The organism is Roseomonas marmotae (assembly GCF_017654485.1).
Taxonomy (GTDB): Bacteria; Pseudomonadota; Alphaproteobacteria; order Acetobacterales; family Acetobacteraceae; genus Pseudoroseomonas; species Pseudoroseomonas marmotae.
Map to the genome: position 1 here is coordinate 2,253,165 of NZ_CP061091.1, position 26,495 is coordinate 2,279,659.

At 68.8% G+C, this 26,495-nt stretch carries 27 protein-coding genes and 1 riboswitch; of the genes, 4 read left to right on the forward strand and 23 right to left on the reverse strand.

Features of this window, described 5'->3' with window-relative positions; all coding sequences use genetic code 11:
- Position 1: 1 nt before the first annotated feature.
- Positions 2–2,236, reverse strand: coding sequence for a DNA topoisomerase IV subunit A (parC, locus tag IAI58_RS10665; protein WP_207446013.1), 2,235 nt, complete (start codon positions 2,234–2,236; stop codon positions 2–4).
- A 208-nt stretch (positions 2,237–2,444) separates the two neighbouring features.
- Here parC and IAI58_RS10670 point away from each other — a divergent pair, with 208 nt between their 5' ends.
- A complete protein-coding gene (locus IAI58_RS10670) occupies positions 2,445–2,909 on the forward strand; it encodes a DUF3597 domain-containing protein (RefSeq protein ID WP_207446014.1) in 465 nt (154 codons plus the stop codon).
- Here the strand turns inward: IAI58_RS10670 and IAI58_RS10675 are convergent.
- The 7 genes from IAI58_RS10675 to IAI58_RS10705 all read right to left on the reverse strand — a co-directional run bounded on the left by IAI58_RS10675 (position 2,906) and on the right by IAI58_RS10705 (position 8,813).
- Complete coding sequence (locus IAI58_RS10675; protein WP_207446015.1) at positions 2,906–3,427, reverse strand: mismatch-specific DNA-glycosylase; 522 nt, start codon at positions 3,425–3,427, stop codon at positions 2,906–2,908. The two genes, IAI58_RS10670 and IAI58_RS10675, sit on opposite strands and share 4 nt — an antisense overlap.
- Positions 3,424–4,155 (reverse strand): DNA repair protein RecO, encoded by a 732-nt coding sequence (gene recO, locus IAI58_RS10680; RefSeq protein WP_207446016.1) that lies wholly within the window; start codon positions 4,153–4,155, stop codon positions 3,424–3,426. The genes IAI58_RS10675 and recO overlap by 4 nt, the downstream gene beginning before the upstream one ends.
- A gap of 9 nt (positions 4,156–4,164) precedes the next feature.
- Positions 4,165–5,094, reverse strand: coding sequence for a GTPase Era (gene era / locus IAI58_RS10685; RefSeq protein ID WP_207446017.1), 930 nt, complete (start codon positions 5,092–5,094; stop codon positions 4,165–4,167).
- A gap of 9 nt (positions 5,095–5,103) precedes the next feature.
- Positions 5,104–5,814 (reverse strand): ribonuclease III, encoded by a 711-nt coding sequence (gene rnc / locus IAI58_RS10690; protein WP_207446018.1) that lies wholly within the window; start codon positions 5,812–5,814, stop codon positions 5,104–5,106.
- The gene (gene lepB, locus IAI58_RS10695) at positions 5,766–6,524 is read right to left on the reverse strand and encodes a signal peptidase I (protein WP_207446019.1); all 759 of its coding nucleotides are present in this window, start codon (positions 6,522–6,524) and stop codon (positions 5,766–5,768) included. The genes rnc and lepB overlap by 49 nt, the downstream gene beginning before the upstream one ends.
- 92 nt (positions 6,525–6,616) lie before the next feature.
- Positions 6,617–7,642, reverse strand: coding sequence for an LLM class flavin-dependent oxidoreductase (locus tag IAI58_RS10700; RefSeq protein WP_207446020.1), 1,026 nt, complete (start codon positions 7,640–7,642; stop codon positions 6,617–6,619).
- An 82-nt stretch (positions 7,643–7,724) separates the two neighbouring features.
- Complete coding sequence (locus IAI58_RS10705) at positions 7,725–8,813, reverse strand: lysine-2,3-aminomutase-like protein (RefSeq protein ID WP_207446021.1); 1,089 nt, start codon at positions 8,811–8,813, stop codon at positions 7,725–7,727.
- Positions 8,814–8,850: 37 nt separating this feature from the next.
- On the opposite strand from IAI58_RS10705, the gene epmA reads away from it, so the two are divergent.
- Positions 8,851–9,912 carry an EF-P lysine aminoacylase EpmA gene (gene epmA, locus IAI58_RS10710; RefSeq protein WP_207446099.1) on the forward strand — a complete coding sequence of 354 codons (1,062 nt, stop codon included), beginning with the start codon at positions 8,851–8,853 and terminating at the stop codon, positions 9,910–9,912.
- On the opposite strand, the gene IAI58_RS10715 is transcribed toward epmA, so the two are convergent.
- Together IAI58_RS10715 and IAI58_RS10720 are read right to left on the reverse strand one after the other, a co-directional pair.
- Entirely contained in the window at positions 9,897–10,643 is a 747-nt protein-coding gene (locus IAI58_RS10715) for an arginyltransferase (protein WP_207446022.1), read from the reverse strand. The two genes, epmA and IAI58_RS10715, sit on opposite strands and share 16 nt — an antisense overlap.
- A 69-nt stretch (positions 10,644–10,712) precedes the next feature.
- Positions 10,713–13,142: a penicillin acylase family protein gene (locus IAI58_RS10720; protein WP_207446023.1), complete on the reverse strand. Its 2,430-nt coding sequence runs from the start codon at positions 13,140–13,142 to the stop codon at positions 10,713–10,715.
- A gap of 67 nt (positions 13,143–13,209) precedes the next feature.
- On the opposite strand from IAI58_RS10720, the gene IAI58_RS10725 reads away from it, so the two are divergent.
- Positions 13,210–13,602 (forward strand): YraN family protein, encoded by a 393-nt coding sequence (locus IAI58_RS10725; RefSeq protein ID WP_237182304.1) that lies wholly within the window; start codon positions 13,210–13,212, stop codon positions 13,600–13,602.
- Here the strand turns inward: IAI58_RS10725 and acpS are convergent.
- The 10 genes from acpS to IAI58_RS10775 all read right to left on the reverse strand — a co-directional run bounded on the left by acpS (position 13,599) and on the right by IAI58_RS10775 (position 22,785).
- On the reverse strand, positions 13,599–14,009 hold the full coding sequence (gene acpS, locus IAI58_RS10730) for a holo-ACP synthase (protein ID WP_207446024.1): 411 nt from the start codon (positions 14,007–14,009) through the stop codon (positions 13,599–13,601). The genes IAI58_RS10725 and acpS overlap by 4 nt on opposite strands.
- Before the next feature lie 15 nt (positions 14,010–14,024).
- On the reverse strand, positions 14,025–16,307 hold the full coding sequence (locus IAI58_RS10735) for a RelA/SpoT family protein (RefSeq protein WP_207446025.1): 2,283 nt from the start codon (positions 16,305–16,307) through the stop codon (positions 14,025–14,027).
- Positions 16,308–16,323: 16 nt separating this feature from the next.
- The gene (rpoZ, locus tag IAI58_RS10740) at positions 16,324–16,716 is read right to left on the reverse strand and encodes a DNA-directed RNA polymerase subunit omega (protein WP_207446026.1); all 393 of its coding nucleotides are present in this window, start codon (positions 16,714–16,716) and stop codon (positions 16,324–16,326) included.
- 69 nt (positions 16,717–16,785) lie between these two features.
- Positions 16,786–17,277: a 2-amino-4-hydroxy-6-hydroxymethyldihydropteridine diphosphokinase gene (folK, locus tag IAI58_RS10745; protein ID WP_207446027.1), complete on the reverse strand. Its 492-nt coding sequence runs from the start codon at positions 17,275–17,277 to the stop codon at positions 16,786–16,788.
- Positions 17,278–18,924 carry an NTP transferase domain-containing protein gene (locus tag IAI58_RS10750; RefSeq protein WP_207446028.1) on the reverse strand — a complete coding sequence of 549 codons (1,647 nt, stop codon included), beginning with the start codon at positions 18,922–18,924 and terminating at the stop codon, positions 17,278–17,280.
- Positions 18,921–19,619: an XdhC family protein gene (locus IAI58_RS10755; RefSeq protein WP_207446029.1), complete on the reverse strand. Its 699-nt coding sequence runs from the start codon at positions 19,617–19,619 to the stop codon at positions 18,921–18,923. Before IAI58_RS10755 ends, IAI58_RS10750 begins: the two co-directional genes overlap by 4 nt.
- Complete coding sequence (locus IAI58_RS10760; protein WP_207446030.1) at positions 19,616–19,936, reverse strand: XdhC family protein; 321 nt, start codon at positions 19,934–19,936, stop codon at positions 19,616–19,618. The genes IAI58_RS10755 and IAI58_RS10760 overlap by 4 nt, the downstream gene beginning before the upstream one ends.
- Positions 19,933–20,994 (reverse strand): vWA domain-containing protein, encoded by a 1,062-nt coding sequence (locus IAI58_RS10765; RefSeq protein ID WP_237182839.1) that lies wholly within the window; start codon positions 20,992–20,994, stop codon positions 19,933–19,935. Before IAI58_RS10765 ends, IAI58_RS10760 begins: the two co-directional genes overlap by 4 nt.
- A 95-nt stretch (positions 20,995–21,089) precedes the next feature.
- On the reverse strand, positions 21,090–22,007 hold the full coding sequence (locus IAI58_RS10770; protein ID WP_207446031.1) for an AAA family ATPase: 918 nt from the start codon (positions 22,005–22,007) through the stop codon (positions 21,090–21,092).
- On the reverse strand, positions 22,000–22,785 hold the full coding sequence (locus IAI58_RS10775) for an SRPBCC family protein (RefSeq protein ID WP_207446032.1): 786 nt from the start codon (positions 22,783–22,785) through the stop codon (positions 22,000–22,002). The genes IAI58_RS10770 and IAI58_RS10775 overlap by 8 nt, the downstream gene beginning before the upstream one ends.
- Before the next feature lie 141 nt (positions 22,786–22,926).
- On the opposite strand from IAI58_RS10775, the gene prpB reads away from it, so the two are divergent.
- On the forward strand, positions 22,927–23,850 hold the full coding sequence (prpB, locus tag IAI58_RS10780) for a methylisocitrate lyase (protein WP_207446033.1): 924 nt from the start codon (positions 22,927–22,929) through the stop codon (positions 23,848–23,850).
- Between the two features lie 18 nt (positions 23,851–23,868).
- Here prpB and IAI58_RS10785 read toward each other — a convergent pair whose 3' ends face one another.
- The 3 genes from IAI58_RS10785 to IAI58_RS10795 form a co-directional block, all read right to left on the reverse strand.
- Positions 23,869–24,849: an ABC transporter substrate-binding protein gene (locus tag IAI58_RS10785; protein WP_207446034.1), complete on the reverse strand. Its 981-nt coding sequence runs from the start codon at positions 24,847–24,849 to the stop codon at positions 23,869–23,871.
- Positions 24,846–25,598, reverse strand: a complete 753-nt coding sequence (locus IAI58_RS10790) for an ABC transporter permease (protein WP_207446035.1) — start codon at positions 25,596–25,598, stop codon at positions 24,846–24,848. Before IAI58_RS10790 ends, IAI58_RS10785 begins: the two co-directional genes overlap by 4 nt.
- Positions 25,595–26,338 carry an ABC transporter ATP-binding protein gene (locus tag IAI58_RS10795; RefSeq protein ID WP_207446036.1) on the reverse strand — a complete coding sequence of 248 codons (744 nt, stop codon included), beginning with the start codon at positions 26,336–26,338 and terminating at the stop codon, positions 25,595–25,597. The genes IAI58_RS10790 and IAI58_RS10795 overlap by 4 nt, the downstream gene beginning before the upstream one ends.
- A riboswitch (TPP riboswitch) is annotated at positions 26,334–26,444 on the reverse strand. (Overlaps the previous gene by 5 nt.)
- Positions 26,445–26,495 lie beyond the last annotated feature (51 nt).

Sequence of the window (26,495 nt, forward strand, 5' to 3'; positions counted from 1 at the left end):
CTCAGTCGCCGAAGCGGTTGCTCTTCGGGAAGCCGTTCGGGGGCTGGCGGCCGGCGCCCGCGCGGTTGCCGCGCCAGGTGGTCAGATCCGTCTCAAGCCGCACGCGTTCACCGATCTTCCAGGTCAGTCCGGCGCTGGCGGTGAAGACTTTCACATCAGCCATGCCGCCATCGCGGTAGCCCTGCAAGGCCACGCCACGGCCACGCGTCATCTCCGGCAGCTGCTCCATCGGGAAGACCAGCAGCTTCCGGTTCTGGCCGATGACGGCGACGCTATCGCCCTCGGCCGGAATCAGGCAGGCGGCCTCGTTGCCGCCATCGACAACCAGCACCTGCTTGCCCGTGCGCTTCTCGGCCACCAGATCCTCGCTCTTGACGATGAAGCCGCGCCCGTCGGTCGAGGCGACGAGATGCTTCACGCCTTCCTTCCAGACGAAAAGCGTGACGACATCATCCTCATTCGTCAGGTCCACCATCAGCCGCACCGGCTGCCCGTCGCCACGGCCACGGGGCAGGGTATCGGCCTTCAGCGTGAAGCACTTGCCGTTGGTGGCGAAGAGGCAGAGCCGGTCCGTGGTCTGCGCGTGCAGGAAGAACTTGAGCTTGTCGCCTTCCTTGAACTTCTGCTCGTTCTCGGGCGGCACATGCCCCTTCAGCGCGCGGATCCAGCCCTTCTCGGAGAGGATGACGGTGATGGGCTCCTTCTCCACGAAGGCGCGCTCGTCGATCACCATGGCGGAAGGCGCGGCTTCCAGGGTCGTGCGGCGGCGGCCGATCTGCGTCCCCTCGCCGAATTTCTCCCGCGTCGCCGCGATTTCATCGGCAATCCGGTTCCAGCGCTTGGTCTCGCTGGCCAGCAGGCCCTGGAGGGATTTCTGCTCCGTCGAGAGCTTCTTGTGCTCCTTGCGGATCTCCATCTCCTCCAGCTTGCGCAGGGCGCGCAGCCGCATGTTCAGGATGGCCTCGGCCTGCATCTCCGTCAGATCGAAGGCCGCGATCAGCGCCTGCTTCGGATGGTCCTCTTCCCGCACGATGCGGATGACCTCATCGAGGTTGAGGTAGACGATGAGATAGCCGTCCAGGATCTCCAGCCGCCGGGCGATGGCGTCCAGCCGGTGCTGACTGCGGCGCACCAGCACCACGTGCCGATGGTCCAGCCATGCGCGCAGCACCTGCTTCAGCCCCATCACCTGCGGGGTGCGGCTGGCATCCAGCACGTTCATGTTGAGGGAGATGCGGTTCTCCAGCTGCGTCGCGCGGAACAGCGTCTCCATCAGCATGGCCGGATCGACGGTGCGGCTCTTCGGCTCCAGCACAATGCGGACGACATCCGTACTCTCGTCCCGCACGTCGCCCAGCAGGGGAAGCTTCTTTTCCTCCAGCAGCAGAGCGATCTGCTCGATCAGGCGGGACTTCTGGACCTGATAGGGGATCTCGGTGACCACCACCTGCCAAGTGCCGTTCTTCAGCGCCTCCTTTTCCCACCGCGCCCGGACGCGGAAGCCGCCCCGGCCGGTGGCATAGGCCTCCCGCACCGATTCAGGGCTTTCTACCAGCACGCCGCCAGTAGGGAAATCGGGGCCCGGCACATGCCGCAGCAGGTCGTCGAGCTCGGCCTTAGGGTTACGGATCAGCTCAATCGCCGCCGCGCAAAGCTCACCCGCATTGTGCGGCGGGATAGAGGTGGCCATGCCGACGGCAATTCCATTGGCGCCATTAGCCAGCAGATTGGGGAAGGCCGCCGGCAGGACGATCGGCTCCTGCTCCTCACCATCGTAGGTCGCGCGGAAATCGACCGCGTTGTCTTCGATGCCTTCCAGCAGCGCCTGGGCGATGGCGGTCAGCCGGGCCTCGGTGTAGCGCATCGCCGCGGCGTTATCGCCGTCGATATTGCCGAAGTTGCCCTGGCCCTCAACCAGCGTGTACCGGGCGGCGAATTCCTGCGCGAGCCGCACCATCGCCTCGTAGATCGAGGCATCGCCATGCGGGTGATACTTACCCATCACATCGCCGACGATGCGGGCGCATTTCTTGAAGCCGCCGCTGGGGTCCAGCCGCAGCTGATGCATTGCCCAGAGCAGGCGCCGATGCACCGGCTTCAACCCATCCCGCACATCCGGCAGGGAGCGCGCCGTGATGGTGGACATGGCATAGGCAAGGTACCGCTCGGACAAGGCGGCCGAGAAATTGGTCGGCACCTCGCCGTCCTGCGGCAGAAGAGTCAGGTCATCAGGCATGGTGCGCTCCCCGGCAGGTCAGATATTCGCGATGGTCCAGGTGCTGACGGGCTAGCGCATCGGGGCCGCAAACGCCAGAGCGGAAGAACAGATCAGAAACATGACCCCTGTCGCCGAGGCCGGTTGCGCAGGTCGCCAACTCCGCCATGCCGCCGGGCGTTAGAAACCAGCGGCCTCCGCCGGAGGCCACGGGACAGGAGTCAGGCGCATGAGCATCTTCAGCTCGATCATGTCTAAGGTTCTTGGGCATAAGCCGCAGGCCGCTCGGGATGCCGCGATACCATCTTCCCTGGACACCACCAACGCACCCGCACCCGCCACGCCGGCTGCGGCCCAGGCGCCTTCCGCCGCCACGCCATCGGTGCCCACAGCCGAGACACCGCCAGCGGCGGCAACCGCCACCGTCTCCGCCCAGACAGTGGATGTTGAGGCGGTGTTGACGGAGATGGCGTCACAAAGCGGGCGGCGGCTGAACTGGCGCCAGTCCATTGTCGACCTGATGAACCTGCTCGACATGGACAGCAGCCTGAAGGCCCGGAAGGAACTGGCGAGAGAACTGAACTACGCCGGCGACACCGATGATACCGCCACCATGAATATCTGGCTGCACAAGCAGGTCATGCGGAAGCTGGCCGAAAATGGCGGCAAGGTCCCGGCCGAGCTGCGCGACTAGCCCGGAGCCTCGCCCTTGAACCAGGCACCCAGCGCCAGCCAGGGGCGCGGGTCCCAGTGGCGTGCGCCGGAGCCGGATGTGGAAGGCAGCACCCAGATGGGCGGAAAATCCAGCCGCCCTTCCACCCGGCCATAGCCGATGGCGCCGGTACGGCGGCCCAGGAAGGCCGCCGCCGGTGCCTTGGCCGTGAAGGCCAGCATGGCCGGGCGAGCGGCCCTGATACGCCGCTCCAGCCCCGCCACGTCATAGGCATCCGGTGGCAGGTCGGCGTCATTGCCGGATGCGTGCTTGGCCAGGTCCGTCAGGCCGATGCCCAGCTCCAGCAGGCGCGGGTATTCATGCGGTGCCCAGCGCCCGGGCGTGAAGCCCGCCTCCGCCAGGATCGACCAGAAACGGTTGCCGGGATGCGCGTAATAGGCCCCACGCGCCGCCGAAACCGCGCCGGGCGCGCTGCCACAGAAGACCAGCCGCAGGCCGGGGCGCAGAAGGTCCGGCAATACCGGTTCGTCGTCCCTCATGCAGCCAGGTCTGCCACGCGGTGCTCCAGCCTCTCCCGCGCAGGGGGCAGGGGGCGGTGCCGCGCGCCGAAAGCATCTCGCGTCAGGAAATGGCCGGCCAACCTGAGGCCTTGCAGCCAGGCCTTCGGGTCACGCTCGGCCTGGGCGCCGTGCAGGAAGCTCGGCAGTGGAAGCAGCCGGTCGGCATAGGGCGCCGCCGCCTCGGAGCAGACGGCGCGGCCGGTGCGGGGGGAAACCCAGTCCAGCTCATCCGTGGTGCCCGTGGCGGCGCAGCGGGATAGATCGAGGCCGTAGCCCAGGCCCTCCAGCAGCAGCAGCTCCCAGCGGATATAGTCGTCCACCACCTGCTCGGCGCCGGCATGGAGATGCGCCAGGATCGGCAGCAGGGCCGAGAAGACCCGCGGTTGCGGCTCGCGTTCCGGCAGTGCATCCGCCGCCAGGGCGCAGGCGGATTGCAGCAGTGCCAGCGCGAGCGGATCGTCCATGGCCAGGGCGGCGGTGGGATGCACCATCTCCCCCGTGAGGTGGCCGAGCTGATCGGCCAGCCGGCCCACCCAGCGCACCTCCACAAGGTTGCCGGGTTGCCAGAGCCCCGACTGGGCGCGGGAGGAGCCCCCCTTGGCGAGCCCCGCATAGCGCCCATGCTGCTCGGTCAGCACGGAGAGGATGGCGCCGCCTTCGCCATAAGGGCGGGCCTCCAGCACGATGGCGGGGGCTTCCCATTCCATGAAAGGAAACTAGCCGATATCTTCCAGACCAATGGCCCGAATGCGGGCGCGTTCCTCGTCCCAGCCCGAACGCTCCTTGACGTTCAGGAAGAGATGGACGCGCCGCTCCAGCAGTGCCTCCAGCTCTGATCGCGCACGGCGGCCGATCTCCTTGATCCGCGCGCCTTTGTCACCGATCACGATGGCCTTCTGCGAGGCGCGGCCGACATAGATGGTGCAGTCGATCCGCACGGAGCCATCGCGCCGCTCCTCCCACTGCTCGGTTTCCACCGTGGCGTGGTGGGGCACCTCCTCATGCGTCTGGCGCAGGATCTGCTCGCGCACGATCTCGGCCGCCAGCATGCGGTCGGGCAGGTCGGAGAGGTCGTCCTCCGGGAAGAGGTAGGGGCCCTGGGGGACGTGGCTGGCCATCATGTCCAGCAGACGCTCCACCCCATCGCCGGTCTCGGCGCTGATCATCAGCGTCTCGGCGAAGGAGATCTGCTCGTTCAGCGCGGCGGTGAGCGGCAGCAGGCGCTTGGTGTCGATCAGGTCGGTCTTGTTCAGGATCAGCCAGACCGGCGCCTTGCTACGCTTCAGCACGGACAGGATGGATTGCAGCGCCTCGGTCAGGCCAGCGCGGGCATCGACCACCAGCAGGGCCAGATCGGCATCCTGAGTGCTCTCCCAGGCTGCGGCCACCATCGCGCGGTCCAGCCGCCGGCGGGGGCTGAAGATGCCGGGGGTGTCGGCCAGGACCAGCTGCGCCCCCTTGTGCATCACGACGGCGCGGATACGGAAGCGCGTCGTCTGCGGCTTCGGGGAGACGATGGAGACCTTGCTGCCGGCCAGCCGGTTCACCAGGGTGGATTTGCCGGCATTGGGCGCGCCCACCACGGCGATGATGCCGCAGCGGGTCCGCTGGTCGCCCTCGGGGGGGGGAATGGGGGTTTCGCTCATTTCGTTAATTCACAGTCCTGCCAGCCAGGCTTCGGCGGCGGCCTGCTCGGCTGCCCGCTTCGATTCGCCGCGGCCCTCCGCTTCCCGCCCACCGGCGTGCACGGCCACCACGAAGACAGGCATATGGGAGGGCCCGGTGGTGGAAACCAGCCGATACTCCGGCAGCCCCTCCGCCCGGCCCAAAGTATACTCTTGCAGCCGGCTCTTGGCCGACATCGGCGGCGTCGGATCGGCCTCGATATGGCCAGCCCACTCGCGGCGGACGAAGCCACGCGCGGCCTCGAGCCCGCCATCCAGATAGAGGGCGCCGATCAGCGCCTCGGTCGCGTCGGCGATCACCGTCGCGCGGCCCCGCAGCCCCGTGCGCCCTTCGGCGGGCGGGATGCGCAGCGCGGCCGGCAGGCCGATGGCATCCCCTACCTTCGCCAGGGTCTCGGCCGCCACCAGCACCGAAAGCCGCTTGCCCAGCGCGCCCTCCCGCTCCTGCGGGAAGCGTTCGGAGAGCCATTCGGCCATCACCAGCGCCAGCACGCGGTCGCCCAGGAATTCCAGCCGCTCGTTCGAATCCAACATGTCCCGCCGCGGGTCGGCGGCGGAACGATGCGTCATGGCGTGCGTCAACAGCGCCGGATTGACGAAGCTGTAGCCGATGCGTTCCTTGAAGTTGGTATTCACCGTACCGCCATGAACAGCCGGTTCCAGCGGACGGCGGAAGGCCATGCCCAGACCTGCCACCAGGCCGCGGAACCATCAACGGAGAAGAAGATCATCTCGGCCCGGCCGACCAGATTCTCCAGCGGCACGAAGCCGACGCCCACGGTCATGTCGCGGCTGTCGAGGCTGTTGTCGCGGTTGTCGCCCATGGCGAAGACATGGCCGGGGGGCACCAGATACTCCGGCGTATTGTCATATGCCTGGTTATCGGACGCTTCCAGGATCTCATGCTGCCTCGGCCCTTCGCCGGGAGAGGGAGGAAGCGTTTCCCGGAACAGGCGGACGGTGATGCGCGGGCCGTCCCCCTCCACGGTGTAAAGGCCGAGGGCCTCGCGTGGCACTTCCTGGCCGTTCAGGAACAGGCGGCCATTTCGCACCTGCACGCGGTCACCGGGCAGGCCGATGATGCGCTTGATGTAGTCGGTGCTGTTGTCCCGGGGGAACTTGAAGACCGCCACATCCCCCCGCTTCGGCACGGCGCCGAAGATACGGCCCTCGAACAGGTCGGGGCCGAAGGGCAGGGAATAGCGCGAGTATCCGTAGGCGTATTTCGAGACGAACAGGTAATCACCCACCTGTAGCGTCGGAATCATGCTGCCGGAGGGAATGTTGAACGGCTCGAAAGCCACGGTACGGATGCCGACGGCGATCAGGACGGCATAGACGATGGTCTTGAGGCTTTCCAGCCAGCCACCCGGCTTCTTCTGTGTCGTCATGAGAGGTTTACGGCGAGGCCTTGCTTCGGTACGCCGCGCCAGCCGCCGCGACCACGATGTTGAGGGGGTAGAGCCTGCTGTGAGGTCGCATGTCAAGGAACCGCTTCGCCGGGCAGGCCGAAGGCTTCGGCCAGCAGGCGGAAGGAGCGGCGCCGGGCTTCAGGGTCGTGCAGGGGCGTCAGCACCGCGACTTCCTCCACCCCAAGTTCCGCCGCCAGCGCCTCCAGGCGGGTCCGTACCTGTTCAGGCGTGCCGATGATGGCGCGCTGGCGTATCCGCTCCAGCCTAGCCAGTTCAGCGTCGGAATAGTGGTAGGCTTCGGCTTCCTCGACGCTCGGCAGGGGTGGGAAGATGCCGCGGTCGCGGGAGAGCCGCCACAGCTCGCGGGAGCGGAAGAGGCGGCGGGCCTCGGCCTCCGTCTCTGCGCAGAGGGCGAAGATGCCGATGGCGGCGTGCGGCGCGGGCAGACGCCCGGCGTCCGCCCGGAAACCGTGCCGGTACTGCGCGATGGCCTCGGCGGCGCCCGCGCCCTCGGTGATGAAATAGGCGAAGCAGTAGGGCAGGCCCAGATAGGCGGCGAGTTGCGCGCCATAGTCGGAGCTGCCGAGCACCCAGACCTGCGGCGTCGTCGGCACTTCCGGCTGGGCCCGGATGGCGCGGAAGGGGTGGTCCACCGGCAGGCCTTCCCCCAGCCAGCCCAGCACCTCCTGAACCTGCTGCGGGAAGCGGTCGGCCGACTGGGCGGCGGCGGGGTTGAGCGCGAAGGCGGTGCGGCCGTCGCTTCCCGGCGCGCGTCCCACGCCGAGGTCGATGCGGCCTGGGGCGATGGCCTCCAGCATGCGGAACTGCTCCGCCACCTTCAGGCTGGCATAGTGGGGCAGCATGATGCCGGCCGAGCCGACACGGATGCGGCGGGTAGTAGCGGCGATGGCGGCGATCAGCACCTCCGGCGCCGCGCCGGCATGGCTGGCGCTGTTGTGGTGCTCGGCCAGCCAGTAGCGGGCAAAGCCCAGCCGGTCAGCCAGCCGCGCAAGTTCCAGCGTCTCTTGCACCGCCTCAGCGGCGTTCCGGCCAGAGGCGATGGTGGATTGGTCCAGGATGGAAAGGGTCAGCGCCATAGCATGAGCCTAGCGCATTGACAGATCATGGGAAGTCACGGAAGTGCGGTTGAGTTATCCGACGAAAAAACTTCAATAACAATTAGCTATCAGAATTTTCTGAGTTGGTGTGGCGGCTATGGTGCTGATAAGGCACGCCATCCAGCGGCCCTTCGACCTGCCACTCACCATCCTTGATCGCGGCGAAATCTGGCCCCAGGGGGGCCTTGCCGGCCCCATCGGGAAGGTCCAGCACATAGGTGGGCCAAGCCAGGCCGGAGATGCGGCCCCGCAGCCCACGCAGCAAGGCGCGCCCTTCCTCGATCGGCACCTCGAAGCGGGCGGTGCCGGGGGCACGATCCAGTTGATGCAGGTAGTAAGGCTTCACCTGGGTCGACAACATGGCGCGGAACAAGTTTTCAAGGGCCTGGGAGGAGTCGTTCACGCCGCGCAGCAGAACGCTTTGCCCCAGCAAAGTGACGCCAGCTTGGCTCAGGCGACGCAGCGCCACCTTCGCGGCCGGAGAGAACTCGCGGGCATGATTGGCATGAACACAGAGGAATGCTGCTTTATCCGTTGATAATGCAGCAATAAGGCGATCGTCCACCCGCTCCGGCGCCGTCACGGGCACCCGCGAGTGCAGGCGGATGATGTCCAGATGCGGAATGGCGGAGAGGCGGCCCATGATATGCGCGAGGCGCCGGGCCGAAAGCATCAGCGGGTCGCCGCCTGTCAGGATCGCCTCCCGCACGGTCGGGGTAGCGGCGAACCAGTCCAGCGCCGTCTCCAGTTCGGCTTCGGTCAGCAACCCGCCATCCGGTCCCACCACCTCGCGACGGAAACAGAAGCGGCAATAGACCGGGCAGGCGAGCAGGGGCTTCAGCAGCGCGCGATCGGGGTAGCGATGCACAACGCCCTTCACGGGAGTGAAGGGTGCGTCGCTGGTGGGGTCGCTGCGCTCATCCGGCCGTGTCACCAGTTCCGCGACGTCGGGGACGTACTGACGGGCGATAGGATCGGCGGGGTCGTCACGGTCGATCAGGGCCTGGACGGCGGGGGTGATCGCCATGGCGAAGTGTTCCGCCACGCGGCGCAGGCCCGGCTCCGCCTCAGGTCGCGCCAGGCCGGCCTGGACCAGGGATGCGGGGTCGCGCAACGTGCGCGGCTTCAATTGCGGGTCACCGTCAGGCATGGTCGCGCGGCCTTACGCCTGGACCTCTATGACCGCAATGCCCGATCCATCATCCCTGCCGCCAGAATGGCACCCAGACCGGCTGGCCGCCCGCCTGCCGGCGCTGCGTCAGCGGGCCGAGCTGCTGGCCCAAACCCGCGCCTTCTTCACCGCCCGCGGCTATACCGAGGTCGAGACACCGGCCCTCGTGCCCGCACCGGGGATGGAGGTCCATCTGGCTGCCTTCAGAACCCTGTTCCGCCCCATGCTGGGCGAAGGGGAGCAGCCACTCTGGCTGCGGACTTCGCCAGAACTGGCCATCAAGCGGCTGCTTGTGGCGGGGGCCGGGCCGGTCTTCGAGATCGCGCGTGTCTGGCGCAACGGCGAGGTCTCGCCCCGGCACCACCCCGAATTCACCATGCTGGAATGGTATCGTCCGGCGGCCTCGCTGGAATCGCTGATGGAGGAAACCGAAGCCTTCCTGCGCGCCACGCTGCCGCCGCGCGTGTCCCATGGCGGTGTGGAGACGGATCTCTCAGGGCCTTTCGAGCGGCTGACTGTCGCCGAGGCTTTCCGGCGACACTGTGAGGGGCTGGACATCCTGGCGACCCTCGACGGGAGCGGAACGGGCGATGCGGCGCTGCTGCGGGATGCGGCTGCCAGGGCCGGCATGCCGCCACGCGAGCAGGAGAGTTGGGAGGATCTGTTCTTCCGCCTGGTGCTGGAGCGCGTGGAGCCGCAGTTGGGCCGGGCGAGGCCGACCTTTCTCACGCACTGGCCGGCACCCCAGGCCGCCCTGGCGCGGCGGGACCCGGCAGACCCGCGTGCCGCCCTACGCTTCGAGCTCTTCGTGGCCGGCATCGAGCTGGCCAATGCTTTCGATGAACTGACGGATGCTGAGGAGCAGGCCGGCCGCTTCGCCCACGACGTGGCGGAGCGCCATCGACTCTATGGCGAGGGCTGGCCAGTGGATGAGGATTTCCTGGAGGCCCTGCGCCACGGCATGCCCGCGACCGCGGGCATCGCTCTGGGCTTCGACCGGCTGGCCATGCTGCGGGCCGGTGCGGACAACATCACCGACACCTTGTGGTTGGGGCGCTGGCCCTATTCCACAAACTGAAGAATGTCGCTTTGGTCCATCTCACGCCAATGGCCGCCCGTGAGGATCTCGCTCGGCTGGAAGCGGGCCTTGTAGGCCATCTTGCGGCTCTGGGGCACCCAGTAGCCGAGATAGACAAAGGGCAGGCCTATCCGCAGAGCTTCCTGCACCAGCCACAGCACGGCATGGGTGCCGAGGGAGCGGCGTTCCAGCAGAGGATCGTAGAAGGAATAGACGGCGGAGAGCCCGTCGCTCAGCCGGTCGGTCAGGCAGGCGGCCACCAAGCGGCCGTCGGGGTCGCGGAACTCCGCGACATGGGTGGTGATCGGCGTATCCTCGATCATGGCGCGGTAGTCGTAGAAGCCCATCGAGGCCATGTCGCCGTCGTTATGGCGGGCCTGCTGGTAGCGCTGGAAAAGGTTGAACTGCTCCGCCGTGGCCCGCGGCGCGACCTCATATGCCGTCAGGTCGGCATTGGCGCGGGCCACGCGCCGCTGGGTGCGGTCAGGCTGGAAGCGCGCGCAGACGATGCGGATGGGGATGCAGGCCTGGCAGCCCGGACAGACCGGAGAATAGGCGATGTTGTGACTGCGCCGGAACCCGGCGCGGGAGAGGCGGTCGTGCAGCGCCTCGGATTCCACGCCTGTCAATTCGGTCACGACCTTCCGCTCCGTCCGTCCGGCCAGATAAGGGCAGGGCATCGGGGCGGTCGTGTAGAAGAATTGCGGGCGGCGCGTGGTGCGGTGGAGCATGTCTTTTCAGCCATAGTCTCCCCGCCCGCAGGCGCCGAAGCAACAGTCGAGATGCGGCGGAACAGCGCTTCAGCCCGGTTCCAGGCGCAGGACACCGCTGCTCTGGCCCGGCACCGGCCCTAAAGGCAGCAGCAAGGCGCCATCCGGGGCACGCCCGGCCCATATTGGGGTCTGGTCCGCCCAGTGGCGGGAGAGCGGATGGCCCGACTGCCCCGTACCGATCACCGCCGCGACCCCGGCCGGCGCCGAGAGGTCGAAGACCGCCCGCAGGCCGGGCCCATGGACATGCGCGAAGCCACGCCCCGCCATGCCGCCACGATTGACCGTCTGGTCATCGCCGCCAGTCGGGATTTCGACCCGCGTCCATCTCCCCAGCACCGGCAGGAAGCGCAGCAGCGGGTGCTCGAAGCGGGCATGATGCGCCTGATCCCAGCGCCAGGCATTGAGGTCCGGGCCGTGCTGCTCGAGCAGCCGCGCCGTGGCCTGTTGCAGCGCCTCTGCCACCAGCGCGGCGCAGGCCTCCGTGAGAATCGGGGCGCGGCCATTCACCGGCCGGTCTTCGGACGTATCGGCCTCTCCGGTCGCCTGGCACCAATGAGCGCCGCGCCCCTGAGGGCCCAGTACGAAAGTCAGGAACTCCGGTGTGGAGGGCCAGGCGCCGGCCGGCACGCCGCCCCGGTCCAGCGCCATCCGCGCCGCCAGCGGCCACCAGGCGTTGAAGATCAATGGCTGCGGCGCATCGCCCCGCATCTCCCCGTCCCAGCCGAGCAGCAGGTCCCGCGCGGCACCGGCCGGGCCGCTGGGGCGAGGAATGGCGCGCAGGGCCGGCAGCAGTTCCTGCGCGAAGAGGCTCAGCTCATCCCGCTGAAGCATCGCCATCTCCTGCGGCGAATGCTGGTCGCGCTGGGCAAGCAGGGCATGGATGCGTCGGAAGCGCCAGTCACCGAACCAGTCGCGGCCGAGATAGGGTTCCACCCCGGCAGGCTGCACGCGGTTATTGGCATTGACGAGGACGCCGCCGGGCGGGTTCTCGGCATGCGGCATCTCATCGAAGGGAACCCAGCCAATCCAGTCGTGGCTGCCGTCCCAGCCCGGCGCCGGCTGCGTACCGTCGCCCGCACTGCGCAGCGGCGCGCGGCCGGTCAGATAGAGGGCGATGCCATCGGGTGCGGCGACCATCAGGTTCTGCGCCGGAGAAGTGATTTGCGCGGCGGCGGCGCGTGCCTCGGCCAGGTTGCCGGCACGGTTCAGCGCATGGAGGCCAGCAGCGGCGGTATCGGCCTCAGCCAGATTGGCCATGGCCACCGCCAGCAGGTTTTCGCCGCGCGTCGTTCCGTCCAGGTCACTGATCACCGGCCCGTGCCGCGTCTCCCGCACCCGCAGGATCTCGGGCTCCTGGCCACGGATGCGGATGGTCTCCTCGCGCTCGGCGAACATGCGGGGTCCGTCGGGGCTCTGATAGGAACCGCTCCCCGCAGGACGCTCGATGAAGACGTCCTGGGTATCGGAATGGGTGGTGGTGAAGCCCCAGGCCAGTTTTTCATTCCGGCCGATCACCATGAAGGGCACCCCAGGCGAGGTCGCGCCAGCCAGGAAGCGGGAGGGTTGACTCGCTACCGCCGCGATCTCGATGCGGGCCAGATACCAGAGGATCGGTGCCTGGAAGCCGAGGTGAGGGTCGGATGCCAGCAGCGCGCCACCGGTCACCGAACGCGACGCGGCAACCGCCCAGGCATTCGAGGCACTGGAGGGCAGGGGCGCATCGAGCGGGAACTCCGGCACCGCCGCGGCCAGGCGCGTAAGGCTGTCAGTGGAGGGAAGGGCGGCCAGGTCAGGCCGGCCGGCACTCTCATCGGCGGGCCAGAGTTCGGCCAGCCGCTCGGGCGGGAGGAGCCCGGCGAGGCGCGCGCGGTCCAGCTCCAGCCGCCAGTTGCCCGAGAGCCAAAGGCCCATCACCTTGGCCCAGAGCAGGCTCTGCCAGGGTTCCCATGGTTCCGGCACGCCGAATACCAGGAACTCCGGCGCCGCCAGCCGCCCGCGTGCCTCGATCCAGGCATTCATACCCCGGGCATAGGCTTCGAGCATGGCACGGGTGGGCTCGGGCAGGGCCTGGTAATCCGCCCGCGCGCTCCGGGCGAGGCCCAGGGTGCGGCTGAAGCGGTCCATCCGTAGGGCAGCCGGCCCGGCCAGTTCGGCCAGACGCCCGGAGGCACCCCGGCGCATCATCTCCATCTGGAACATACGGTCACGCGCGTGCAGCCAGCCCAGGGCCACGGCCGCGTCCAGCTCCGTCGCGGCGGTGATGCGGGGAATGCCGTGTTCGTCCTGCAGGATCTCGACCGGGGCGGACAGGCCGCGCAGCGCGAGCTTGCCTTCCTTCTGCGGCATCGTCGCCCAAAGCAGCGCCGCCGTGCCCGCCGAGGCCAGGACAACCAGCGCAGCGGCCCATATCAGGCCACGCAGGAAGAAGCGGCGGAAGCGGCCGGGGCGTCGTTGCATCTCTTCCCTCTAGGATGGCACGCGCGGCGGGGCCAGCAGCTTGCGACCGCGATCAGGTCACGAGATCATGCCGGCCATGCATGCTCCGTCGAAGGATTTCGTCCTGCGCGCCGCGGCGGAGGCCCGTGGCCGCTCCGCCGAGGATCGCGTCGCGGCCCGCCTGGAGGAGGAAGGGTGGCAGGTGCTGGACCGACGCGCCCGCACCCCTGCCGGGGAGATCGATCTGGTGGTGGAGCGGGAAGGGTTGCTGGTCTTCATCGAGGTCAAGGCGAGGCCCGGCCTGACCGACGCCGCCTATGCCCTCGGCGCGCGGCAGCGCCAGCGGCTTCTGAGGGCTGCCGAGATCTGGCTCGGCGAACATCCCGGCCATGGCGCGGCGGGTATCCGCTTCGATCTGCTGCTGCTGGACGCCGCCGGGCGGATGAGGCGGATCGCGGACGCCTTCCGGCTGGGCGATTAGAGCGTCAGCTTCACCGCGGAGATGATCACGACCGCCTGGGCGTAGGGATATTCGTCGGTCATGGTCAGGCTGATCTGCGAGCCATAGCCGGTCGGGGTGATGGCATCCAGCCGCTTGGCCGCGCCGCCGGTCAGCCTCAGGGAGGGCTGGCCGGAGGAGAGGTTCACCACCCCCAGATCCTTCCAGAAGACGCCCTGCCGGAACCCGGTGCCAAGCGCCTTGGAAGCCGCCTCCTTCGCCGCGAAGCGCTTCGCATAGGTGGCGGCGCGCAGCTTCTCATTTCGGCTGTCGGCCTTGCGCCGCTCCAGCGGCGTGAAGATCCGCTCGATGAAGCGATCCCCGTGGCGCGCCAGCACCTGCTCGATCCGCCGGATATCCACGATGTCGTTGCCAAGGCCGATGATCATGCTGACGGGATAGCCTCAGCTCTTCGCCCGGTCCACCTGGTCGATGCCAGGGCAGGTGCGCAGCGCCGCGACCACCTGCGACAGGTGCCGCAGGTCCGCAACCTCCAGGTCCACGACCACCTCGGCGAAATCGGCGGCGCGATGGGCGAAGCGCAGGTTGTGCAGCTTGCCGTTCTGCTTGGCGATAGCCACCGTCATCGCGGCGATGGCCGCATCCTCGTTGCTGGTGACGATCTGCAACCGCGCCACATGGGCACCCGAGACGCCGGCCTCGTGATCCCAGTCGATGTCGATGAAGCGCTCCGGCGTGGCCGCGAAAGCCTCCAGGCTGTGGCAGTCATTCTTGTGCACCGTCACGCCCTTGCCGGTGGTGACGATGCCAACGATCCGGTCCCCCGGCACCGGGTGGCAGCAACCGGCGAATTGCACGGCCATGCCCGGCACCAGCCCGGTGATGCCCGAGGCCGTATCCCGCCGCCGCTCGTTGCCGGTCCGCATGACCGTCGCGCCCGGCTTGCCTCGTGCACGGGCCAGCGGCATGTGGTCGTGCGGCCGTGGCGGCCCGCGCAGTTCAGGAACGGCGGCGTGCAGCACTTCACGCGGCGAGATATTGCCATTGCCGACGGCGACGCAGAGATCCTCGAAAGCCGGCTGCTTGAAGGCCTTGAGCGCCGGCTCGACGAGCTTTTCCGAGAAATCCAGTCCTTCCTGCCGGAAGGCCTTGGCAATGGCGCTGCGGCCCTGTTCCTGGAACTCGGAGCGCTGGCGGGCCAGGGCGAAGCGCTTGATGCGCGCCTTGGCCTTGCCGGTGACGACGAAACGTTCCCATGCCGGGTTCGGCGTGCCGCCGCGCGCCGTGATGATCTCGACCTGGTCGCCATTCTCCAGCACATGGCGGAGGGGGACGATGCGGCCGTTGATCTTGGCGCCGACACAGGTATCGCCGACCTGGCTGTGCACCTGATAGGCGAAGTCCACCGGGGTGGCGCCACGGGGCAGGGCGATCAGATCCCCCTTGGGGGTGAAGCAGAAGACCTGATCCTGGTGCAGGGCAAGCTTCGTGTGCTCCAGGAATTCCTGGGGCTCCGAGGCCGTCTCCAGCAGCTCCAGCAACTCCCGGACCCAGGGATAGCGGCGCTTCTGGACGGGCTGCGCGCCATCGCCCGCAGCGCCCTGCTTGTACATCCAGTGCGCGGCCACGCCGAATTCGGCGACCTCATGCATCTCCGGCGTGCGGATCTGCACCTCGATCTTCGCGTTCCGGCGCTCGGGCACGGAGACGCCGGTATGCAGGCTCTGATAGCCGTTGGATTTCGGGGTGCTGATATAGTCCTTGAAGCGCCCGGGCACCACGCGATAGGCCGAGTGGATGGCGCCCAGCGCCGCGTAGCAATTCGCCTTATCCGTGGTGACGACGCGGAAGGCCATGATGTCCGAGAGCTGCTCGAACTCGACCTTCTTCTCGTGCATCTTCAGCCAGATCGAATAGGGCGACTTCTCCCGGCCCGTCACTTCCAGCAGCGGCACGCCGGCCTCCGCCAGCTTGGCGCGCAGATCGGCCGCGATATCGTCGATCAGGTCGGCGCCCTGGCCGCGCAGGAAGGCCAGGCGCGCGGTGATGGTCTGATAGGCGTCCGGCTGCAGCTCGCGGAAGGAGAGGGACTGCAGCTCGGTCTTGACCGCATCCATGCCGATGCGCTGCGCCAGCGGCGCATAGATCTCCATAGTCTCCCGTGCCGTCTTGGCCCGTTTCTCGGGCTTCGGCACGTAGTGGAGGGTACGCATGTTGTGGGTGCGGTCGGCGAGCTTCACGAGCAGGACACGGATGTCCTCACTCATGGCCAGCACCAGCTTGCGGAAGTTCTCGGCCTGCTTGGTGCGCTCGGACTGGAGTTCCAGCCGGGTCAGCTTCGTGACGCCATCCACCAGTTTGGCGATATCGCCGCCGAAGCGCTTCTCGATCTCGGCCAGCGTGACGCTGGTATCCTCAACCACGTCGTGCAGCAGCGCCGTGGCGATGGTCGCGGTATCCAGCCGGTATCCGGCGAGGATGCCGGCGACAGCCACGGGGTGGGTGATATAGGGGTCGCCGTTTTCCCGCGCCTGGCTGGCATGCGCGGTCGCCGCGAGATTATAGGCGGCTTCCAGCAGCGCCACATCGGCGCGCGGGTCATAGGCGGCGACGCGCCGGGCCAGTTCCGTGCCCGGCGTTTCAACGCGGGGAAGCAGGCTGGACTCAGTAAGTCCCTCGGGCGCGCGCGGCGCCGGGTAGAATCCCGTCCCGGCGCCCGGTTTCAAGCCTGCCTCCGGCCGGTCAGCGGCGGCCGCCGAGCTCGGCAGCGATGGCAGCCTCGATATCGTCGCCGGACATGTCGTCGGCGCTGACTTCCGGCAGCGGCTCGTCGTTCACGTCCATGACGCCGAAGATATTCTCGTCCGTCGCGATCAGGTCGATGACTTCTTCCTCGACGGGCTCCGGCTCCGGGGCGCGCAGCAGAGACTTGATCAGGTCCTGCTCCAGGGCAGGCAGCTCGACCGTCTCATCCGCGATCTCTCGCAGGGCGACGACGGGGTTCTTGTCGTTGTCGCGATCGATGGTCAGCTCCTCGCCCCGGCTGATGTTGCGGGCGCGCTGTGCGGCCAACAAAACCAGCTCGAACCGGTTGGGAACCTTCAGGATGCAGTCTTCGACGGTGACGCGGGCCATGGTGCGGCCTCCAAATCGATCAGCTTCGCGGAACCCTCCAGATAGCCACCGCAGCTGCGAAAGACAAGGTCAGAACGGTTCCATCCCCGCCGGAGGCAAGGTAAGCAGCAGATCTTCCACGCTCTTCCCAAAAACGGGGTGCCGCCAGCCTGGCGCGACCTCGGCCAGCGGCTGCAGCACGAATCGCCGGAGATGCGCGCGGGGGTGCGGCAGGACCGGATCGGGCGCCTCCCGCACCAGCTGGCCCATGGCGATGATGTCCAGGTCCAGGGTCCGGGGCGCGTTGGGATAGGGCCGCACGCGCCCGGCCGCGTCCTCCAGCCCCTGAAGGGCCGCCAGCAGCTCTTCCGGCGCCAGCTCGCCCTCGCAACGGGCGACGCCGTTCACATACCAGGGCGCGCCCGGGAGCGGTGGCTCCGGGGCCGTGGACCACCAGCGGGACAGGGCAAGCAGCCGCAGGCCGGGGATCCCGTCCAGCGCACGGGCCGCCGCCTCGCAGGTGGCGCGAGGGGCCGTGCCGTCAGGGCCTGGCAGGTTGGCCCCCAGGGCGATCAGGATCATTCAGCGTTTTCCGGCGAAATCCGGCTGGGCCGCAAGGGCCTCGGGCGTATCGAAGTCCCGCAGCACGGCGTCATCAGGCATCTCGACTTCCGCCACCCGTTCGGCGTGCCGGACCAACAGGCGGCGGGCGCCGGTGTCGCCGGTGAGCGCCATCATCTCCGGCAGGAACTCGCGCGACCAGAGCACCGGATTGCCCGGCCGGCCCTGATAGCTGGGCTGCACGATGGCCCGGCCCTCCTCAGGGTCGAAAGCGGCCAGCATGCGGTCGATCGCGGCGCCGGGAACCAATGGCATGTCGCCCAGGCAGATCACGACACCCTCCGCCTGCGGCGGCAGCGCGGCCAGCCCGGCCTTCAACGAGGCCGAGAGGCCGGAGGCAAAGTCCTCCGCCGGCACCAGCGTCACGGCCTTGCCAGCCAGCGCGGCCTCGACCTGCTGGCGCTCATGGCCGGTCACCACGACAACCGGCCGCGCACCGGAGGCCAGGATATTGTCCACCACCCGCGCCACCATGGGCCGGCCTTCCGCGTCCCGCACCAGCAGCTTGTTCAGCGGGGCCATGCGGCTGGAGCGGCCGGCAGCCAGCACCAGGGCTGCCACCTGTCGGGGCCGGCGCGGCCTCGGGCTGCCGCCGCGGGATTTCGCGGCCTCGGCGCGGGGCAGGGGGCGGCTCTCGATCTCCTTTAACAGCCCGCCCACGCCCATCCGCATGATGTCACGTGATTTCACGCTGATCCCGGCGAAGATGCGCTGCAACACCCAGTCGAAGCCATTGAGCTTGGGGCTGCGGGCGCAGCCCGGCAGCACCATGGCGGGAACATCCTCGACCTGCCCCAGGCAGATCAGGTTGCCCGGGTCCACCGGCATGCCGAAATGCTCGATCCGCCCGCCAGCCCGCACGATCGCGGCCGGCCCCGCATCCCGCCGGTCGACCACGGCCGAGGCCCCGGCGATCAGCAGCAACTCCGCGCCCGCCCGCCGCAGCCGGGCCAGTGCCTCGGCGATAGGCGCTTCCTCATGCGCGCAGCGCTCGGGTGGCAGCAGCGTGCCGGTCAAGCCGGCGACGCGCGCTGCCGTCGCCTCCACCGCGCCTTCCATGATGCTTTCCTTGAGGCCCGGAAGCTCGGTCAGCACCAGCCCCACCTTCAGCGCCCGGAAGGGATGGACGGTCAGCAGCCGCCCGCCGCTGATCACCGCCTCTGCCACTTCCAGCACCTCGCCGGACATGGCGAAGGGGATGATCTTCACCGTCGCCAGCATCTCCCCGGCCGAGACCGGGGTGAAGTTGGGCAGGGTGGCCAGGGTCAGGCTTTCATCCAGCGCGTTCAGCCGGTCCACCAGCGCCACATCGACCACCAGCAGCCCGGCGGCGTCGGCGCGCAGGTTCACGCGGCCGGTCGCGGCGCGCGTACGGGTCAGGTGCGGGCCGAGCAGCAGTTCGCCCATGCGGTGGGCGGCTTCATCCTCCGTGACGTCGCCGGGCTCCAGCTGGGCAGCGACGACCTCCTGGTGTCCGGCCGCCGTCAGGGCCGCGACCGCGCCCTCATCCAGCAGTGTGCCCTTCTTCAGCACCCGCCCTTCCAAGCGGACGGTATGGGCGAGGATGGCGCCCTTGGCCTGGGAGAGCGGGGTGGGGCCGAAGATCATGCCGCCGCCCGCCTGCCCAGTGGCACGCCCCTGCGGCGGGCCACGATCTCCGCGAGGATGGAAAGGGCGATTTCCGGCGCCGTCACCGCGCCGATATCCAGCCCGATCGGGGCCGCGATGCGGGCGATGGCCTCTTCGCCGAAGCCGGCTTCCTGCAGGCGCGCCACCCGCTTGGCGTGGGTGCGCCGGCTACCCAGCGCGCCGATGTAGAAGGCAGGACTCCGCAGAGCCACTTCCAGCGCGGGGTCGTCCAGCTTGGGGTCATGGGTTAGGGTGACGACGGCGGTGCGGGTATCCGGCGCCAGAGCCTGCATCGCCTCATCCGGCCATTCGTCACGCAGGGTCACGCTGCCGAAGCGATCCTCGGTCGCGAAGGCGCGGCGAGGGTCGATCACCGTCACCGCGAAACCGAGCCCGACGGCCATGGGCACCAGCGCCTGCGCCACATGCACCGCACCCACGATGATCAGGCGCAGCGGCGGGTTGTGCGGGTGGATGAACCATTCCGCGCCCTCCACCGTCAGATGCGCGGACTTGTCGTCCCGCAGCGCGGCCTCGGCGGCTTCCTGGAGAGGCGCTGGAGGGGCATCGCCGGGAAAGAGGAACTGCTCGCCATCCGTGAGGCGCGTCAGCAGGGCGATCGGCTGCCCAGCGCCGCGCGCCGCCTGCAGCCGCTCCAGCAGGCTGGCCTTCATGCCAGCTTCTCCACGAAGACCTTGAGCTTGCCGCCACAGGCCAGGCCGACCTCCCAGGCGCGCTCATCGCTGATACCGAAATCCAGCAGCTGGGGGGTGCCGCTCTCCATGGTCTGCCGTGCGGCATCGGCCACGGCGCCCTCGATGCAGCCGCCGGAGACGCTGCCGGCCATGCGGCCTGAAGCCGTCACGGCCAGCCGGGAGCCGGGAGGGCGGGGCGAGCTGCCCCAGGTCTCCACCACCGTCGCCAGTGCCACGGCCTCGCCCTGCGCCAGCCAGCCGGCGGCGGTCGCCAGAATGTCTTCCCGATCACTCATGATGGCATCCTCCCGCGGGACTGCGGCGCCGAGAGGGTTTCCACCAGCGACCGCAGGCTCTCGATGTTGTGGACCGGGCGATGCTCGTGCACCAGCGGCAACATCGTCCTCACCCCCTGGGATTTCGGCTGGAACCCGGCATAGCGCAAGAGCGGGTTCAGCCAGATCAGCCGCCGGCAGGAATGGCGCAGCCGGTCCGTGGCCGCCGCCAGCCGGGCCAGCTCCTCCGGCCCGCCACGTTCGAGCCCGTCCGTGATCAGGAGGACCACCGCCCCCTGGCCCAGCACGCGGCGCGACCAGTCATGGTTGAAGCGTTCCAGGGCCTCCCCGATCCGGGTGCCGCCGGACCAGTCCGGCACGATATGACTGACCATCTCGAATGCGGCCTCGGCGTCGCGGTGCCGGAGCTGGCGGGTGATATTGGTCAGCCGGGTGCCGAAGAGGAAGGTGGAGACACGGTCGCGGTCATTGGCGGCTGCGTGCAGAAAATGTAACAGAATCTGCGCGTAACGGGCCATACTTCCAGAGATATCGCAGATTGCTACCAGGGGTGGTGGGCGCACCACGCGCTCGGAACGGCGAAGCTCCAGCACTTCGCCGCCCTGGCGCAGGCTTTCCTTCAGCGTGGCGCGCAGATCGACACGGCTGCCGGCGGTGTCGGGACGGAAGCGGCGTGTCGGACGGGCATCCAGCGGCAGGGTGAGGCGGCGGATCTCGCGCTTGGCCTCGTCGATCTCGGCGGCGCCCATCGCCTCGAAATCCATCTTCCTCAACTGCTCGCCGGCACTGACGGTCAGCGCGGCATCGGGCCGGGCTTCCGCCCTCGGCGGCGCGGAGGAAGAATTGGCGCCCATCGCCTCGGACACCCGGCGCGCGGCGGCCGGGGCCTTCTCCAGCGGCTCCAGCTCCTGCTGCTCCGCGTCTTCGGGGCGCGGCGGCGCGCGCCAGTAGAGGGCGAAGGCCTGGTCGAAAACCTCGAAATGCTCGCGCCGGTGGACCAGGGTGGCGCGCAGCGCGGCCTTGGCTTGCCGGCGGTCCCCCAGATCGACCAGGGACAAAGCCTCCGCGCCGGCCAGCATCTCGGTGGGGCCAATCGGCAGCCCCGCCCGGCGCAGCAGTCGGCCGAAGCCGAGCAGATTGCCGGCGAAGGCGTTCAGAACGGCACCGGCACCGTTGGAGGTGCCTTGACAGCCTCCAGCAGCTTCGCCGCCTCAGCGCCACGCAGCTTGGCGATGTCGTCCTGGTATTTGAGCAGGGCGCCCAGCGTGTCGTCCACCAGTGCCGGTTCCAGTTCCGTGGCGTTCAGCGCGCTCAGGGCCGCGGCCCAGTCGATGGTCTCGGCCACGCCCGGATATTTGAAGAAGTCGCCCTGCCGGACCTGCTGGACGAAAGCGACCACCTGGGCGGAGAGCCTGGCTGGCAGACCCGGTGCGCGGCGGTCGAGGATGGCCCGCTCCCGCGCCGCATCCGGGTAATCCACCCAGTGATAGAGGCAGCGGCGGCGGATGGCGTCATGCACCTCCCGCGTCCGGTTGCTCGTCAGCACGACGATGGGGGGTGTCTCGGCGCGGATGGTACCGAGTTCGGGGATCGAGAGCTGGAAATCCGCGAGGATCTCCAGCAGGAAGGCCTCGAAAGGCTCGTCCGCCCGGTCGAGCTCATCGATCAGCAATACGGCGGGGCTGCCGGTGAGCGCGGAGAGCAGCGGCCGCTCCTGCAGGAAGCGGCGGTCGTAGATGCCGGCCTCCAGCGCCTGCCGGTCGGTCTCGCCAGCGGCCTCCGCCAAGCGGATGGCCATCAGCTGCCGCGCGTGGTTCCATTCATAGGCGGCGGCCGAGAGGTCCAGCCCGTCGTAGCATTGCAGGCGCACCAGCCGGCGGCCGAGGCCGCCCGCCAGCACCTTCGCGATCTCGGTCTTGCCCGTGCCCGGCTCTCCCTCCAGGAACAGCGGCCGGCCCATGGTGAGGGCCAGGTGCACCGTGGTCGCCAGCGCGCGGTCGGCGACATAGCCGCCTTCGGCGAGCAGGCGCTCGGTGGCCTCGACGGAGGCCGGGAATGCGGCGTCAGCCATTCAGGAAGAGCACCACCAGCAGCACCAGCCACACCGCGCTGCCGATCCAGAAGGTCAGCGGCAGGCCAAAGATCTCGGTCGGCGCCATGGCCATCAGGTTCACGGGCACCGGACGGGCCGGGGTCGCCGGGATGTTCGGGCGGCCGGCGACATCATCCTGCGTGGTGCCGGGGGGCGTGCCGCCGGCATGTTCCACCAGCCCGGCGCCCACCAGCGTGGCGGCGCCCAGCCGCTCCTCGGGCGTGGCATTCCCGACCAGGGTGCCGGGGGCAGGGGTGGGGCGGGTGCCGGGGGGCAGCGCCGCGACTTCCGAGGGCCTGACCTCATCCGGGGCGGGGGCGGAGACCAGCGCGGCGAAACGGTCGAAGAATTGGTCCGCCATCTGCTTGGCCGTGCTGTCGATCAGGCGACCGCCCAGTTGCGCCATCTTGCCGCCGACCTGTGCCTTGACCGCGTATTTCAGCAGGGTCTCGGTCTGGGAGAGCTCTTCCAGGCTGACATCCGCGCCGCCCTTGGCGAAGCCCATGGCCCCGCCATTGCCCTCGCCGCCGATCGTGTAGGACACCGGCGCGTTGATGTTCGTCAGCTGCACCTTGCCGGCGAAGCGCGCCGCCATCGGGCCGAGCTTCACGGCGACACGAGCCTGGAAGCTGTCATCGCCTGTACGCTCGACCGTCTCGCAGCCCGGAATGGACTGCCGCAGCACCTCGGGGTCGTTCAGCGCTTGCCAGACGGTTTCGCGCGGCGCCTCGATTCGCCGTTCGCCGGTCATTTCCATGCGGGGTCTCCCTGAGGCCATCGATGAGTGCAGGAACAAAGCTAGGGCGTGATGGTTCCTACGGAAAGGGCTCGCGGGCGCGGCAATGGCGGCGACTCGGTCGCGGGTGTAGGAAGGCGCCGAAACGTCGAGGAGAGAAGCATGCCCTACGTCATTGCCGATGATCTGCCGGACGCCCCCGCGGGCCAGCGGTTCCGGGCCCTGCTGGACCGGCCCGAGATCCTCCGTATGCCCGGCGCGCATCTCGGCATCGCCGCATTGCTGGCGAAGAAGGCGGGGTTCGAGGCGCTCTACATGTCCGGTGCCGCGATGTCCGCCACCATGGGGCTGCCGGACCTCGGCATGATTACCGTGGATGACGTCGCCTGGCACATCCGCCAGGTCACGCGCGCCAGCGCGCTGCCCGTGCTGGTCGATGGCGATACCGGCTATGGCGAGGCGCTGAACGTCATGCACATGGTCCGGAGCTTCGAGGAAGCTGGCGCCGCCGCCGTGCATCTGGAAGACCAGCTGCTGCCGAAGAAGTGCGGGCACCTCAACGACAAGAAGCTGGCCGATGCGCGCGATATGGCGGCCAAGGTCGCGGCAGCGCGCAAGGCCCGGCGGCATCTCTACCTGATCGCCCGGACGGATGCCGCGGCGAGCGAGGGCATCGACGGCGCCGTGGCGCGCGCCAGGCTCTACCTCGAAGCTGGCGCCGACGCGATCTTCCCGGAAGCGCTGACGAATGCCGAGATGTTCCGCGAATTCGCCCGCCGCATGCCCGGCGTGAAGCTGCTGGCGAACATGACGGAGTTCGGCCGTACGCCCTTCTTCACGGCGGAGGAGTTCCAGGAGATGGGATACTCCATGGTGATCTGGCCGGTCAGCCACCTGCGCGTCGCCGCGAAGTCGATGGAGGAGCTGTATGCCGCCATCCAGCGCGACAGCGGCACCCACAAGATGGTGGACCGGATGCAGACCCGCGCCGAGCTCTACGAAACCATCGACTACCACGCCTACGAGGCGCTGGATGCCACGCTGGTGCAGACCATCGTGCCGGAGGCGATGCCGCAGCGGAGCTGACGGCACTGCCGCCCAGCGTCAGGCCGGCGGAAGCTCGACCGCGTAGCTGTCCAGAGCCGGCGGGCTTCCGATCAGCTTCCGCTGGTGCAGGAAGCGCGCGAAGCGCTCATAGCGGTTGCGGTCCAGCGCCGCCGGGCTGAGGGAGAAACGGTCCGCCGTATCCGCGAAGGCGCGGCGGTTCAGCTCGTTGTCCAGCTCGCGGCGCTGGCCGGCGATGAACATCTTCCAGCTTTCCTCACGGTTGTTGATGAGGAAGGTGGTCGCGCTCTCCATCGCGTCCATGAAGCGGCGCAGAACCGGGTCCCGCGCTCGGTCCCGGTGCGTGACGTAGATCAGCTCGTCATAGATCGGCATGCCGTGCTGCTCGGGGAAGAAGGCACGGCCCGGACGGCCTTCCAGCTCCAGCTGATGCAGTTCGAAGTTCCGGAAGCCGCCGAGGATGGCGTCCACCTGGCCTGACATCAGCGCCGAGGAGAGGCCGAAATTGACGTTCACCAGCGTCACGTCGCGCGAGGAAAGGCCGACGGAGCCAAGCACAACGTCGATCGAGACTTCCTCGAACCCGGCAACGCTGAAGCCGATCTTTCTGCCCTTCAGATCCGACAATTGCCGGATAGGCCCGTCCTGCAGCACCGTCAGGGTGGAGAGCGGCGTCGCCACCAGCGTGCCGACCCGCGCCAGGGGCAGGCCCTGATCCACCGCCAGATAGAGGTTCTTCTGATAATAGACGCCGAGATCGGCCTGCTTCGCCGCCACCAGCCGGGGCGGATCGGTCGGGTCGGCCGGCGCGACGATGCGTATCTCCAGCCCGGCGCGGGCGAAATGGCCGCCCTCCTGGGCGACGATGATCGGCGCGTGGTCGGGGTTCACGAACCAGTCCAGCATCAGTGTCAGCTTCGCCGGCGCGGCCGTGGCCGCCGTATTCTGCGCCCGGGCGGCCACCGCCGGCATGGCGAGTGCCGCCAGCGCCGGCAAGGCACGGCGAGGAAGGTGCGTCATTCGGTGTCTCCATCGAGAAGCGCATCGGGCTGCCAGGGCAGCATCCGGCGCAGCAGAAGGTCGATCATGAACCACAGGGCCATGGCCATGGCGGCCAGGATGGCGAGGGCGGCGAACATCATGTCGGTCTGGCTGCGGCCATTGGCCTGCAGCATGACGTAGCCCAGCCCGGCCGAGGCCCCGACCCATTCCCCGACCACGGCACCGATCGGCGCCACGGCAGCGGCCACGCGCAGGCCGGAAGCCAGTCCAGGCAGTGCGGCCGGCACCCGTACTCGCCACAGCATGGCGGCGCGGGAGGCGCCCATGGTGCTGGCCAGGTCCAGCCACCCCGGCTCCGTCCGGCGCAGCCCATCGTAAAAGGCAGTGGCCACGGGGAAGAAGATGATGATGGTGGCCATGGCGACCTTGCTGGCCAGGCCGAAGCCCAGCCAGAGCGTCAGCAAGGGTGCGATGGCGAAGACCGGAATGGCCTGGCTGGCGATCAGCAGCGGCAGCAGCCAGCGCCGCCCGCTGCGCCAGGCGGTCAGCAGCAGGGCCGTCGCGATGCCCAGCACCGTGCCGAAGAACAGCCCGAGGAGGATTTCCGTGAGCGTGGTGGCGGCATGGCCCAGCAGGATATCCCAACGCCCCAGCAAGGCGTTCCAGACCCGCAGCGGTGACGGCAGCAGGAAGGGCGGCACGCCGGTCCAGCGGACGAATCCCTCCCAGCCCAGCAGCAGGCCGAGGGCCGCGATCAGCCCTCTCATGCCGCTTCCGCCAGGCGGTCCAGCAACTCGGCCTGCGCAGCCAGCACTGCCGGATCTGTCGCGGCGCGCAGCGGCGGGGAGGCGGGGAGGGGCAGTTCCTCCGCAACCGCGCCTTCCGGGCCCGGCCGCAGTACCAGGACGCGGTGGGCCATGCGCAGGGCCTCCAACGGGTCATGCGTGACCAGCAGGACGGTGCGCCCGCCCAGCAGCCCGGCGGCCAGCCCCTGCAGGCGATGCCGGGTCGGCGCATCCACCGCGCTGAAGGGCTCGTCCATCAGCACGAAGGGGCGGTCTTCCATCAGCGTGCGGGCCAGCGCCGCGCGCTGGCGCATGCCACCCGAGAGCTCGGCGGGGCGGGAATCTTCCCGCCCCGCCAGCCCGACCGCCTCGATCAGTGCGGCGGCACGTTCAAGGTCCGGCTTCTCGCCACGCAGCCGGGCGCCGAGGGTGAGGTTGCCGCGCAGGTCCAGCCAGGGGAGCAGCAGATCCTGCTGCCCCATCCAGGCGACACGGCCGGGCAGGGGGCGGCCATCCTCCGGGTCGAGCCTTGTGCCTGGCGGCGGCGGCATGAGGCCGGCGAGCAGCCGCAGAAGGGTGGATTTACCGACGCCCGAAGGCCCCAGCAGCGCCGTCACCTCGCCCGCGCCGAAATGCAGGTCGCAGGCACCCAGCACGGGCCGGCCGCCGAGGCGGATGACAGGAAGGGCCACGCGCAGGCCAGGGGCCGGGTCAACGGCCATGCGATACCTCCGATCCCTTCGCCGGTATGACCCGGATCAGGTTCAAGGGGTCGCAGGGCCCATCCCTGCCTCTCAGCCTTATTGAAAGGCTCCCCCCGGATATCGTGCTTCTATGCATGCGCTCCGGGCGGATGCAAGAGGAAGGCAGGCAGCCATG